Origin of the sequence: Corynebacterium sp. NML140438 (assembly GCF_001875725.1) — a bacterium.
GTDB lineage: Bacteria > Actinomycetota > Actinomycetes > Mycobacteriales > Mycobacteriaceae > Corynebacterium.
On the sequence record NZ_MLCQ01000013.1, the window covers coordinates 1 to 12,722 of the forward strand.

Consider the following 12,722-nt stretch of genomic DNA (forward strand, 5'->3'; position numbering starts at 1 on the left):
AACAGGACGCCCAGCCCTCTACGACAACGCTATCGACACCGACTACACCCACTCAATCGGCATTCAAAAAGGCCAAATCTAACCCCCGCGACACGCCGAGCCAGACACACATTTTGACCCTTAACCCCGATTCGCAGCGGCTTCCAAGTAAGTCCCGCTAAAGGCAACCCGCCGTGTTTCATAGAGGGTTATGAAACACGGCGGGTTTTATCTGTATTCACGACGAGTCCGTTGAAGGAACCAGGACCCACAAGAGATATTAGGGTAGGCTTACCTTTTAGGCAAGAGGGGGTAGCTGGCGGGGTTAGCCGGGCCGGTTTAGGGCGGTTCATTCCCCGTCCCTTTGAGAAAGTTCCCCACCAATTCGTGATCGCCGGAACTATTTTCATAGACAGCCGTTGCGACCTGGGAAAATACAGCCGTTGGTCGACCGGAACCGGCCTCACACACAAAATGGTTCCCGGGCTTGGGAACTATTTGGCTAGATGCACCCACCGACCCGCGGGCCACAGCGCAAAGACACCACATTCCCCCACGCACTAAGGGAAAACCAGGAATGTGGTGCAGCAATCTAGAACGCTCCTTGAGGTCTCCGTCACAAAGTGCCAGGATGTGGAACATGAAGAAAGGCAGCCCTGAGTATCGCCGCGCGACGGTCGCGATGCTGCTCGCCGGGCTCGGAATCTTCAACGCCCTGTACGCCACCCAGGCGTTGCTGCCCACCCTGGCGGAGGCCTTCGGCGCTTCGCCGTCGACGACGGCGCTGACGGTGTCGGCGGCGACGGGTGGGTTGGCGTTGTGTGTGGTGCCGGCGTCGATACTTTCGGAGAAGTACGGGCGCGGGCGCGTACTGATCGTGTCGGCGCTGGTGGCGACGGGGATTGGCCTGCTGTTGCCGCTGGCGCAGTCGATAGAGCAGCTGGTGCTGCTGCGCGCCCTGCAAGGCGTCGCCATCGCGGGCACCCCAGCCGTCGCGATGACCTGGCTGTCCGAGGAGCTCGACGCCAAGGACCTGCCCGGCGCGATGGGACTGTACATCGCGGGCAACACGATTGGCGGGCTGACCGGCAGGTTGATCCCGACGGGGCTGCTGGCGGTCACGTCGTGGAGGTGGGCGCTCGCGGCCAGCAGCGTGACGGCACTGGCACTCGCGATCGCGACGGCGATCCTCCTTCCTGCGCAGCGCAACTTCACGCCGAAGGCGAAGTTGCGGCCGGGCAATGAGTTCCGGGCGATGGTTCGGCACGCGAAGAACCCAAGGATTCTCGCGTTGTGTGCAACGGCGTTCATCGGGATGGGCGTGTTCGTCTCCCTGTACAACTACCTCGGGTTCCGCGCGATTGACTACTTCGGTTTGCCGCCGTCGCTGGTGGGGTTGGCGTTCCTGCTGTACTTGTCGGGGACGTGGTCAGCGTCGCGCGCGGGGGCGCTGGTGCGAAAGTACGGGCGCGGTCACGTGGTGATTGGCGGGGCGTCGCTCATGGTTGCGGGGCTGGTACTGGCGGCGATACCGAACCTGGTGGCGTTGCTGGCCGGGCTGCTGGTGTTTACGGCCAGCTTCTTCGCGATGCACTCGACGGCCTCGGCGTGGGTCGGCATCATCGCGGAGCACGACCGGGCGGAGGCGTCCAGCATGTACGTGTTCTGGTACTACATGGGGTCCTCGATGCTGGGTGCTGCGTCGGGCTGGGTGTACGAGCTGCTGCCGTGGGCCGGGTTCACGATGGTGCTGGCCTGCCTCGTGGTGGTGCTGGTGCTGATCACGGCGGCGGTGGCGCGCAACACCAGGCACTAAAACACCAGGCGCTAAAGCCCAAAGCTAGAGCAAAGGGATGCCGGGGGCGTCGGCGTCGAGAAATTCGCGGACGGCGCGGGTGGCGCGGCAGTCGTCCTCGTTGTACTGCAGCAGGGTCTGCTTCGCGTCCTCGTCGCCCCGGATAGCGGCGAAGCGGCGGTCGATGGAGGCCTCGCCGTCCATGTCGTCGTCCTCCCAGAGGAAGCCGACGATGGGCCCGAGCACCTTCAGCCCCAGCCCGTCGGTACCGACGAGGTGCTTGCGCACCGCCGCGAACACGTCGACCCACTCGTCGGAGGCGATGAACTCCTGGACTTCCTTGGCGTCGATGCTGGCGAAGCGCTGCGCGGACATGCGCAGCCAGTGGTTTTCGCCGGCGGCGGCGTAGCAGTAGGCGGCAAACGTTTTGCCATCTGCGTGGGCTTGGGCGCGCTGGTCGAGGAGCCAGCGCCAGAACGCACCGAAGTTGGCTTCCTCCGCGTCGCCGCCGACTTCCTCCCACGTCACGAACGGCCGGTAGCGCTCGCCGTCGAAGGTGCCCCACAGGTAGGCGCCTTGGTCCATGTAGGACTCCATGTCGATGTCGATCTCGACGTCCGCGCGGCGAATACCGATCGGTCCCGGTCTCCTGAGCAGGGGTATCCCGGCGCGCCAGGCTTCGGCGATGCGGGAAGGTTCGCCGAGCTGGGCGTCGATAAGCTGTTGGACCGTCGTGATGCCCTGGGCGCGGAAGCGGTCACCCTTGCCGCCGGGTAGCACCAGCGAGATGTCGTCGCGCGCCTCGAGCTCAGGCAGGCACAGCGGCCAGAACCTGCAGGTGGCGCACTGTTTGTAGCGGGTTGGGTGCTCGGGCGTGGGCTCGGCGAGCGCGAGCAGCAGCGGCGCGACATACTTTTCGACGTCCACTCCGTACGCCAGCGACCTATCCTGCCCAATGACGCCGCCGCGGCCCGCGGAGCGCTCCCCGAGCAGGAGGTGCGCCATGGCTAGCCGGTAGCCGTCGATGGTGTGGTGGCGGTACTTGCCCGCTACCCGCAGTGGTGCCCCCAGCCCAAGGCGCCCAACCGGCACGGCCTGCAGCGTCGAGGTCGGGTGCGTGCGCGCGACTCTGTGGTTCGAGATGATCACTGGCACGTACCCGTCGGCGGTGCGCACCAGGATGTCGACGTCCACCTCGACCGCCACCCCGGCGATGTCCCCATGGAGCGTCGCCCGCGTGATCAGGTGGGTGCCGCGGCGCATCAGGTCGAAGACGCCCTCGGTGGTGGCGTCCGCGGCGTCGGCGCGGGTGAAGAGGCGGCGCCGGCCGTCGCCAAGCGCTGGCTTAGTAGGCAGCTGGGCGAGTACCGCCTCCTGCACTGCGATGCGCTGCGGCAGGTGCGCCTCGGCCTCCTCGCGCGACGGGTAGTCCGGGAGCTGGCACCTCCGGCGGAACCGGAAGCGGCACCCCACAAGATCCGACGGCCGCATGCGTGTGCCATCCTGCTTCGACGTACTCACAATGGGCAATATTCTACTAGGCGCAGTGGAGAAACAGGTAAGGTTGGTGTCCAAACGAACGCTGAAGCGTAAAGGAGTTAACTCGCATGGGACTGTTCAAATCCATCCGGAAAGCACGCACGAAGGCCAAGGCTGAGATTAAGGCCGCGCAGGCGCACGCCCACAAGCTTGCCAAGGAGGAGGCGAAGCAGGACTTCCGCACCGCCAAGCTGCTGGATAAGGCAGAGAAGCGCCTGCTGAAGGCAGAGAAGCAGGGCCTGAAGCAGAAGCGCAAGCACGAGGAGAAGCTGGCGAAGGCGCACCTGCAGCGCATTGAGGAGTCCGGCATCACGACGAAGAAGGCGAAGCAGTTCCTCGGCGCGACCCGCCTCCTGCTGCCGGTGCTGTTGCCACTGTTTTACAAGGGGTGGACGTCCTACCAGCAGAAGCAGGTGCAGCAGCGCGCGCAGAGCGTCGGCCTGTCTTCCCAGGAGGTCTCGCGGTTTTCTGAGCGCGGCGGGCAGCTGAAGTCGCGCGTCGACGCGCTCGAGGGCCAGGTCAAGACGGCCGAGCTGCCGAAGGGCTTCGCCACCGACGCGAAGGTGCGCCTCGCGGAGCTGCAGACCGCGGTGGAAAACGCCGAGCACATGAACCCGGTCCAGCAGCGCCTGGCGCACAACTCGATTGATGAAGACCTGCAGAAACTGTCCGCAGAAGTGCAGAAGAAACTCAATTAGTATTATTGGCCAAAGTATTTGCTAGACTTCCTCCAAACGCGAGCACTACTCCCAAGTATCGCTCTTGGGAGTACCGGAGAAAGGACAGCCCCATGGCGCGGCAAAACATCACCCAGTTCTTCGACGACCTGGACCACACACCCCTGCACGAGTCGGATGTTCGCGTGATCCGCTTCGGCCTACACGGCAAGAACTACGTGCTTGACCTCAAGCCGGAGAACGCGGAGCGCTTCCTGGCAACGCTCAAGCCCTACGTCGAGGCCGCCAGGGAGGTGCACGACGCCAACGAGCCAGCCTTCGACCCCGCCGAGATCCGCCGTTGGGCGCAGACCGAAGGCCTGCCCATCGCCAACCGCGGCAAGATCCCGCTGAGCATCGTGGAAGCCTTCCACGACGCCCACCCCTACTACTAGCGCGGCGCTAGAGCACGCCCTGCTCGCGTGCCGACGCCACCGCCGAAGTACGGGAGCGCACACCCAGCTTGTCGTAAATGTGCACGAGGTGGGATTTCACGGTCGCCTCAGAGAGCATGAGCTCCGTGCCGATCTCCCTATTCGACGACCCCGCCGCCACCAACTGCAGCACCTCCAGCTCACGCGGCGTGAGCGAGGAACGCGGGGTGCGGTCGCGCGTCTCGAGGCGCTCGCGCACCACCGGGGACATGGTGGCGTCGCCACGCGCGGTAGAGCGCACCGCAGCGACGAGTTCCTCCGGCGGGGCGTCTTTCAGCAGGTAGCCGACGGCGCCGGCCTCGATAGCGCCGAGGATGTCGGCGTCGGTGTCGTAGTTGGTGACCATCAGCACCTTCGGCGGGTTGGCCATCGAGGCGATGATCTGCGCGGTCGCCTGCGCACCCGTGGTCACGCGGGTGCCTTCCACACCCGCGCCGAAGCGGAGGTCCATCAAAATGACGTCGATGCCACCGGCTTGCGCCGTCGCGATCGCACCCTCAGCGGTTGCGACCTCGCCGACGACCATAATGTCTTCGGCCTCCTCGAGCACAGCGCGAAGGCCCAGCCGGACGATCTCATGGTCATCTGCCAGCAACACACGAATCATGAAGTTTTCCTCTCCACGTGGTCGGTCTTTTGTTTGATACTAGCCGGTACCGCCACAGAAAGCGCTGTCGGCCCGCCGGGTTGGGACTCAATTTCCAGCTCACCACCCAATTCTGTGGCCCGCGAACGCATGGCATCCAACCCTAAATGGCCTAAGCCGGATGGCTTTTGGGCCTGGCTCGCCACGTCGAACCCCTTGCCGTTGTCCACCACGTCGAGGCGGACCTCGTCGTCCCCGAACGTCAGGGTGATGCGCATCCGGCTCGCCTCGGAGTGCTTCACCGCGTTCGACACCGCGCCTTGCGCGATACGCAGCAGGCCGGCCTCGATGCGCATCGGCAGCTGCTCCGGCTCGCCGTCGACGTCCACCTCGATGTCCATGTCGCCCGTCGTGCCGAAGTCCGCCGCGATGCGTCGCAGCGCCTCCTCCAGCGACGTCGTGCTCAGCGGCGCCGGCGTCAGCGCCGCAATAATCGCGCGGGTCTCCGCCAAGTTTCTCGACGCCGCCCTCCTCGCCGTCTCCATCCTCTTCAGCGGCGCCGCCAGCTCCTCCTCCGAAAGGCTCGTGGCCAACAGGTCGCGCTCCGCGGCGTGCAGCAGCATCTGGATCGAGGACAGGTTCTGCGCCACCGTGTCGTGAATCTCGTGCGCGATCCGCTCCCGCTCCTGCGCCACACCTGCGGCGCGCTCCGTGCTCGCCAGCTGTTCGCGTGTCTCCAACAGTTCGTTGATGAGCTCGGCGCGCTCGTCGCTCACCTTCGTAATCGTGGTGAATGCGTAGTTGATCGCCAGGACCACCACCGCCGACAGCGCCGGCCCCAGCACGCTGCCCAGCGTGATCTGGTCCGGCAGCTGCACCAGCACCGTGATCACAAGCCCAGCAGCAACCCCGGCAATACCCCGCCAGTCGTTGAACGCCCGCATGTACACGAAGAACAGGGTGAACACCCAGTACATCGCCACCACGGAGATCGTCGTGTCCAGCATCCACACGCCGGTCAGCCCCACGAGCCACAGCACACGGCCCGGGGTAGCCCAGTAATGCATCTCGGTCATCCCGTAAAACAGGAGGAAGGAAAACGTCGTCACCAAGGTGATGTGCAGCAGCGCCTCATCCAGCGACATCCGCGCCAACGCCGCCAGCGACACCAACACCAGCGACACCGACAGCACCGTGATACCAATATCCAAGGAGCGGTTCACCGGCACCTCGGTGGTCTCTGCCGGGCCCGGCGATAACACAGCTAATCTGGAACCCATGCGTTTGAGAGTACCCACCCTTGCAGCGGTCACGGCATTGAGCGTCCTCGCCGGGTGCGCCGCCCCCGAGCCCAACCCCGCGCCTGCGGGCGAAGGGGACGTCGAGAAGCAGGAGGCCGCACTGCCACTCGACGCCCTACCCTCCACCGACCGCAACGCGTGGCAGCCCTGCCCATACCTTGACACCGACTGGGTCGCCGACGCCAACGGGCAGCGCGTCACCGGCGTAGGTATCGACGCCCGCTTCGACCCCCCAGCCTGCCAGTTCTGGTCCTACCCGCCCGAGCCGCAACTCACCGTCATCGTGCGGCACATGGACAGCCCCGAAGACGCCATGGCCGTTGTCGACTGGGCCACCCCCATCGAGTACACCGAGCCCGCCAACCAGCCCGCCGGGTGGAACGGCGGACGCCACGGCGGCGGCGCCGTCCCGAACAGGATCGGGGCCGCCTACTCCGTGGCCAAGGGCAACACGGCCGTGACCGTGTTCACCAACCAGGACGAGTCCATCAAGGCGCAGCTCGTCGCCGAGGAGACCATCAAGAACCTGCAGCTCTAGAGCGTTACACTGCGACGTCGTTGTACGGCATCTGCGCCGACACCCACGGAAACACCACTTCCATCAGCAGGAAGAACACGGCCACCGCGATCACGATCGCGAGCAGCCACTTCACCGGCGTAGGCCCCGGCAGCATCCGCCAAAGTGCTCCATACATTGTCTATTTCACCTCCGACATCGCCTGCGGCAGCGTTTGCTCGCCCGGTGTTTTCGCCAGCACCTCAGTCTGCACGGCGTGGATGATCATGCGCTCCGCGTTCGAAAACTGCGGGTGGCACGTGGTCAGCGTGATCATGCCCAGCATGTCCGGGCGCACCTCAATGGAGGGCTGCTCCGGGATCGGGTTGATCACGTTCACGTCTCCCGGCAGCGTAATGTGCCTGCCCACCACGTTGCGGTACTCGCCCGTCGCGATCGGCTCGTTGATCTCGGCTGGCACGCAGCCCGCCGCCACGTCCCGGCGCTCCTGCGGGTCCAGGCCCATCGGCAGCACGCGGTACGTCACCCAGGAATCCTGTGTCTCCACCACGATGGCGTCACAACTGTTCAGCGCCCCAAGGTCGTTGAACGGCGCTCCCTTGCCCACGCGGTGGCCCGCCACCGCGAAGTTGCCCGGCTCGCCCGGCATCTGCGTGTCCGGGTAGCGGCCCGGACCCACCAACAACTCGTTCTCGTCGGTGCCCTCGATGATGGCGAACTGGTAGTCCGACCCGAACGCAGGGATGTACATGCGCGCGAATGCGTCGCCAAGCTGTGGCGCGCGCAGCTGGCGCGGGTTCTTCCACTGCTCCGACAACGTGTCCTGCGCTTCGTTCTGCATCTTGCCGGACGCGATATTCGTCCAATAGGACTCGTAAAACGCGAACAGCAACAACAACGCCCCGATGGTCAGCAGCACCTCGCCGAACACCTGGGAGGCGCGCACCTTGCGTCTGGGTTGTTGGTAAACCATGGCCTAACATTAGCGAATGATGGAAATCCTCGTCTATCCCGTATCCGCCGTGCTGCAGTTCTGGCACTGGCTCCTCGCCGACGTCCTCGGCGCCCCCGTCTCTGGCGCCTGGATCGCATCCATCATCCTGCTGGTCATCACAGTGCGCGGCGCCATCGCACCGTTTTCCTGGAAGACGTACAAGGTAGGCCGCACCAGCTACATGATGCGGCCACACATGAAAGCCATCGCGGACCGCTACGGCAGCTCCACCGCACTCGAGGACATCGAGGCGGAGCGCGAAGCCATCAAGAAACTCCGCAGCGAGCACGGCTACAACCCGCTCGCCGGCTGCGTTCCCGCCATGATCCAGCTGCCGTTTTTCTTCGGCCTGTACCGCCTGCTGTACTGGCTCGCCGTCCCCGACGTCGGCGACGCCCACCAGATCGGCCTGCTCACCCCAGACGAGATCGAAAGCTTCCGCAACACCACGCTTTTCGACGTCCCCCTCCCCGCCTACGTCTCCATGACACCCGAGCAGTTTGCCTCCCTCGGCACCACGGTCGACGCCGTTCGCGGCCTGGCCATCCCGATGCTCATCGCCGCCATCTGCTTCACCAGCATCAACCTGCTGCTCTCCCAGATCCGCAACCGCACCACCCTCGAGTGGGAAAACGCGTTCACCCGCGGCAGCTACCGGTTCCTGTACTGGATGATCCCCTTCATTGCGCTGTCCCTGACCACGGCGGGCCTGCTCGGCCTCGTACCGATCGCGCTACTGCTGTACTGGGTAGTCAACAACTTCTGGACTGCCTCACAGACCGTTCTGCTCTGGACCCTGCTTGTGAAGCGGTTCCCCTCCGAAGAGGTCCACCGCAACCATGTGCGGCAGGCGCGCGAAGTGTACGTCGAAAAGAAACGGGAGAAGCGTAAGCGCAAGCGGGCTTGGCGCCGCAAGAAAGCTGGCGCGCTCATGCGACCAACGACGATCCCGGCGGTGCGGCGCGACATCCGCGCAGAAAAAACCGCCCTTGCCAAGGCCAAGCGCGAGGAAAAGCGCACTAAAAAGGCCATCGAGAAAGAGCGGTCGAAGGTGAAGCGGGAGGCTAAATTGAATAGTCGGCAGGAGGAGTCCCAAGCGTAGCTTTCGCCAGCGCACGGGCGGTTTCCAGCGGCGCGGTATCGCGCACGAAGCGGGCACCCGCCAGCCCACCGTCGAGGAAGATCAGCAGCTCGTTCGTCTGCGACGCCGAGTTATAGCCGTTCTTCACGCTGAGCAGGTGCGTAATCGTGTCATACATCCACTGACGGTGCTTCTTACACGCCGCGACAATGCGCTCTTCGGACTCGGTGTCAGGTCGCGGGTACTCGTTCGCAGCGTTGAGGAACGGCGAGCCGCGGAATTCCCGGTCCGGCTCCTCCTCAATCGCCATATCGAAGAAGGCCAGCACCTTTCCATCCGCGTCGTAGACGTGCTCAGTACGCTCCGCCCAACGCTGCCGGTACTCCTCGTCCAGCCGCTCGATATACGCGATGACCAGGTTATCTTTCGACCCAAGCAACGAGTACAACGACGCCTTCGCAACGTCCGCCTCCCTCAAAATACGGTCAATACCGATGACGCGGATGCCTTCTTCCTGGAAAAGTTTCGTGGCGGCGTCCAGCAGCCGCTGCCGGGGGCTGGGACGATTCCGCCTCCTGGAAGCGCTCTTTGCCTTGCTGGTGGTACCGCTGCTCACGCGACTGCTCCTCCAAAATCTTTAGTAGACAAACCAGTACGTTCACCTTACCGCGTACCGCAGTTTCTGAAAAGAAAAATACCGGCCGGGGGTGTGCCCCTCCGGCCGGCGAATTCATTGAGCGCAGTGCGCGCTAGTGGTTATTGGCGTTGCTTGCCTTTCACGAAGTTGACGATGGTCAGCAGGATCACCGCACCAAGGATGCAGGTGAAGAAGCTAAACCAGAGTCCACCACCATCGACGTCCACTCCGAACTTCGCCAGCAACCAACCGCCAATCAGGCCACCAATAATGCCGACAATAATATTCAGGCCGATGCCCATATCGGCGTCCTTGCCCTTAATCTTCGAGGCGATCCAGCCCGCAAGTCCACCAATAATAATCCAGCCGAAAAAGCTAAGTCCCAGCATGTGCACGTTCCCTTCTATAACGATCGTTTAATGTCTACTGACCATGGTGCCTCTCATTCGGGCATAATGCCACTACGATTCGGGCACCAACAGGTAACGATCCGGGAACGGTGCAGCTGGGACCTGGTTTCTTCCAGGAAAATTAGCTGTTTGGACGAACCACCATCATCGGGCACGGCGCGGACTGCAGCAACGCACGGGACGTCGAACCAAGCAGCATCCCCTTGAACCCACCACGACCGTGCGAGCCAGTGACCAGGAGCTGTGCGCCCTCGGCAGCCTCGGTCAGCGCACGGACTGGGCGGTCACGCGTAATGACCTTACGGATCTGCACGTCCGGGTACTTCGCGGCGGATTCCTCCAGGTATCCGTTGAGGATCTCGTCCTTCTCCTCCTGCACGGCCTTCCAGTGCTCATCCGTCACGGAGAAGCCTGCTCCCGGGCCCTGCACCTGCGTATCGATCCACGTGTGCACCGCAATCAGCTCCGCCCCGCGAGCGTGCGCCTCCTCAAAGGCGACCTCCGTCGCGTGGCGGGAAACCTCGGAACCGTCGACGCCGACGACAACCGGACCGTACTTGTTCTCGTCCGTCACGTTGTTATCCTCGCGGACCACAACGACCGGGCAGCTCGCGTGGGAAACAACCGCGCCCGATACGGAGCCCAGCACCATGCCGGAGAGCCCGCCAAGACCACGCGAACCCATGACGATCATGGTTGCGGTCCGCGACATCTCAAGCAACATGTCGATCGGGGAACCCTCTGCGACCGCGTGTCCAACCTTGATGTCCGGGGCGACCTCAAGCGCAATCTCACGCGCCTCGTCGACCTTCTGGATGGTTTCCTTTTGCAGGTCATCGAACAGTTCCTTTGGTGGAACCATCCCTTCCGCGTACAGGAATTGTGGCATCGTGTAGCTCGCAGCCAGCTGCAGTGCAATTCCCCGCTTCGCTGCGGTATTCGCCGCCCAGCGGACCGCGTTATGGGAAGCTGGGCTTCCGTCTACAGCAACGACGACCATTTCTTGATTCGACATGTGTTTCGCCCTTTCTCAGGAAGGTAGGCAATATCTACCCCCATTGTAGACAAAACCCACACCGATATCGTGGCCCTTATTTGGGAATTTCGACGGGCTTCGCACCCTCAGCGTTTGCAGGGAAGAACGTCTCGTACAGCGCACGCATTACGTCCGCGATGACCTTCCCGATGCCCTCGTTGAAAAACGCCAGTACTGGTTCCAACATCGCTCCAATATCCATAGCGACTAATCTAGCAAAGGATATGAGTAGAAAACGAAGGAAGTCGGCCCCGCCACTGCCGCCGCGCGGTGGCCTCGGTGCGTCACGAATCCGCGTCCCCGACGCCCCCATCGCCGCCGGCGATTTCCTCACCGAAGTCATCATGGGGCAGCGCCATCGTCACCCAGATGACGACGCCACCGCCGTCCTCCAGCGCTTCACCGACGGCGAAGTCGTCCTCCGCGACGGTACCCCGCTCACTCCTTCAGACATCTTGCAGCGAGGCACCGACGTTTTCTTTTATCGACGCCCCGCTCCCGAAACCCCCGTCCCCTTCACGCACACCGTCGTCTTCGAGGACGACAACGTCCTCATCGTTAATAAACCACCCTTCTTAGCCACGATGCCACGTGCCGCCCATATCACCGAGACCCTCACCGTCCGCCTGCGCCGCGAGACCGGCAACGAAGAACTCACCCCGGCCCACCGCTTGGACCGCATGACGAGTGGCTTGCTGCTGCTCACGAAGCGTCAGGAAGTTCGCGGTGCGTACCAGGACATGTTCGCCAGGCGAGAAGTCCGCCGCCTCTACTCGGCGATAGCCCCCTATGATCCTTCGCTGGTTTCCGGTACGTGGCGCCATCACATTGTGAAGGCGCACGGTGAACTCGCATCCAAGCTTGTCCGCGGGGTGGAACCCAACTCAGAAACCATATATCTTGGAGCCACCCGATTACCTTCGAGCGAAGAGGCCGCCGTTCAAGAGCGCTACGGGGTGGAGCGGCCAGTCGGACGGTATCTCCTAGAACCAATCACTGGACGCACGCACCAGCTCCGCATTCAAATGCTTGACGCTGGCGTCCCAATCATCGGCGACTCTATCTACCCCATACCTCACCCTTTCGGAGAGGATGACTTCAGCAAACCAATGCTTCTCGAATGCATTTCGGTCGCTTTCACAGATCCACTCTCCGGCAACGACGTCCACTTCACGACGGACCCCTCGGTTTCCTGGCCATAAACTCTCTCGGCGTACCAATAGTGCGCCTCCAACGGTAGACAAGGGGGCTGTGCACCACACTTCCTCTAGCAGTGGACGCTGCTAGCTAAAAATCAACGACACCATCCTAAAAACAGGAATCTGGTGTCGAGTAACCCGGATTACCCATACGCGCAGTGACAAAACACGCACCCCACTCTCCGCGACCACGGGTTATACCCCACATCCCCGGACAGTTAAGCGTGGTTTGTCACCCCCGGGACCCCACACACCACAATCCGGTGCCGCACACACCACAACAAGATACATCCCCAGCACACACCCCACACCCCACAACAAGGTACATCCCCCGCACACCCCCACGGCCACTGCAATGCGCAACCCTACGCACACGAAAAAGGTGGTGGATGTGATACCCACACCGGGTACCACATCCACCACCATGAAATTATAGGCCGGCGGTAACCTACTCTCCCACACCCTCCCAGGTGCAGTACCATCAGCGCGGGCGGGCTT

At 63.2% G+C, this 12,722-nt stretch carries 15 protein-coding genes; 6 read left to right on the plus strand and 9 right to left on the minus strand.

Annotation, left to right across the window (positions count from 1 at the left end; translation table 11 throughout):
* The first annotated feature begins 619 nt into the window (after nt 1-619).
* Nucleotides 620-1,795: an MFS transporter gene (locus BJP08_RS02570; protein ID WP_083428370.1), complete on the plus strand. Its 1,176-nt coding sequence runs from the start codon at nt 620-622 to the stop codon at nt 1,793-1,795.
* 24 nt (nt 1,796-1,819) lie between these two features.
* On the opposite strand, the gene BJP08_RS02575 is transcribed toward BJP08_RS02570, so the two are convergent.
* Nucleotides 1,820-3,295 (minus strand): TM0106 family RecB-like putative nuclease, encoded by a 1,476-nt coding sequence (locus BJP08_RS02575; RefSeq protein ID WP_369816371.1) that lies wholly within the window; start codon nt 3,293-3,295, stop codon nt 1,820-1,822.
* Nucleotides 3,296-3,381: 86 nt separating this feature from the next.
* On the opposite strand from BJP08_RS02575, the gene BJP08_RS02580 reads away from it, so the two are divergent.
* Nucleotides 3,382-4,011 carry a DUF6474 family protein gene (locus BJP08_RS02580; protein ID WP_071568124.1) on the plus strand — a complete coding sequence of 210 codons (630 nt, stop codon included), beginning with the start codon at nt 3,382-3,384 and terminating at the stop codon, nt 4,009-4,011.
* Nucleotides 4,012-4,103: 92 nt separating this feature from the next.
* Nucleotides 4,104-4,424 (plus strand): Lsr2 family protein, encoded by a 321-nt coding sequence (locus BJP08_RS02585; RefSeq protein ID WP_071568125.1) that lies wholly within the window; start codon nt 4,104-4,106, stop codon nt 4,422-4,424.
* Between the two features lie 7 nt (nt 4,425-4,431).
* Here the strand turns inward: BJP08_RS02585 and BJP08_RS02590 are convergent, their stop codons facing one another.
* Together BJP08_RS02590 and BJP08_RS02595 are read right to left on the minus strand one after the other, a co-directional pair.
* A complete protein-coding gene (locus BJP08_RS02590; protein ID WP_071568126.1) occupies nt 4,432-5,070 on the minus strand; it encodes a response regulator transcription factor in 639 nt (212 codons plus the stop codon).
* Nucleotides 5,067-6,329, minus strand: coding sequence for a sensor histidine kinase (locus BJP08_RS02595; RefSeq protein WP_071568127.1), 1,263 nt, complete (start codon nt 6,327-6,329; stop codon nt 5,067-5,069). The genes BJP08_RS02590 and BJP08_RS02595 overlap by 4 nt, the downstream gene beginning before the upstream one ends.
* On the opposite strand from BJP08_RS02595, the gene BJP08_RS02600 reads away from it, so the two are divergent.
* A complete protein-coding gene (locus tag BJP08_RS02600) occupies nt 6,328-6,888 on the plus strand; it encodes a DUF2020 domain-containing protein (RefSeq protein WP_071568128.1) in 561 nt (186 codons plus the stop codon). The genes BJP08_RS02595 and BJP08_RS02600 overlap by 2 nt on opposite strands.
* Before the next feature lie 4 nt (nt 6,889-6,892).
* Here the strand turns inward: BJP08_RS02600 and BJP08_RS11575 are convergent, their stop codons facing one another.
* Both BJP08_RS11575 and BJP08_RS02605 read right to left on the minus strand, forming a co-directional pair.
* Nucleotides 6,893-7,045 carry a hypothetical protein gene (locus BJP08_RS11575; RefSeq protein WP_168156155.1) on the minus strand — a complete coding sequence of 51 codons (153 nt, stop codon included), beginning with the start codon at nt 7,043-7,045 and terminating at the stop codon, nt 6,893-6,895.
* A gap of 3 nt (nt 7,046-7,048) precedes the next feature.
* Nucleotides 7,049-7,840 (minus strand): class E sortase, encoded by a 792-nt coding sequence (locus tag BJP08_RS02605; RefSeq protein ID WP_070361743.1) that lies wholly within the window; start codon nt 7,838-7,840, stop codon nt 7,049-7,051.
* Between the two features lie 16 nt (nt 7,841-7,856).
* On the opposite strand from BJP08_RS02605, the gene yidC reads away from it, so the two are divergent.
* On the plus strand, nt 7,857-8,963 hold the full coding sequence (gene yidC, locus BJP08_RS02610; protein WP_071568129.1) for a membrane protein insertase YidC: 1,107 nt from the start codon (nt 7,857-7,859) through the stop codon (nt 8,961-8,963).
* On the opposite strand, the gene BJP08_RS02615 is transcribed toward yidC, so the two are convergent.
* The 4 genes from BJP08_RS02615 to BJP08_RS11580 form a co-directional block, all read right to left on the minus strand.
* Nucleotides 8,926-9,558: a TetR/AcrR family transcriptional regulator gene (locus BJP08_RS02615; protein WP_071568130.1), complete on the minus strand. Its 633-nt coding sequence runs from the start codon at nt 9,556-9,558 to the stop codon at nt 8,926-8,928. The genes yidC and BJP08_RS02615 overlap by 38 nt on opposite strands.
* A gap of 140 nt (nt 9,559-9,698) precedes the next feature.
* Nucleotides 9,699-9,968: a GlsB/YeaQ/YmgE family stress response membrane protein gene (locus BJP08_RS02620; RefSeq protein ID WP_071568131.1), complete on the minus strand. Its 270-nt coding sequence runs from the start codon at nt 9,966-9,968 to the stop codon at nt 9,699-9,701.
* A gap of 142 nt (nt 9,969-10,110) precedes the next feature.
* Nucleotides 10,111-11,004, minus strand: a complete 894-nt coding sequence (locus BJP08_RS02625; RefSeq protein WP_071568132.1) for a universal stress protein — start codon at nt 11,002-11,004, stop codon at nt 10,111-10,113.
* 76 nt (nt 11,005-11,080) lie between these two features.
* Nucleotides 11,081-11,227, minus strand: coding sequence for a hypothetical protein (locus tag BJP08_RS11580; RefSeq protein ID WP_177221703.1), 147 nt, complete (start codon nt 11,225-11,227; stop codon nt 11,081-11,083).
* Between the two features lie 22 nt (nt 11,228-11,249).
* Between BJP08_RS11580 and BJP08_RS02630 the strand changes: the two genes are divergently transcribed.
* A complete protein-coding gene (locus BJP08_RS02630; protein WP_071568133.1) occupies nt 11,250-12,227 on the plus strand; it encodes a pseudouridine synthase in 978 nt (325 codons plus the stop codon).
* The last annotated feature ends 495 nt before the right edge of the window (nt 12,228-12,722 follow it).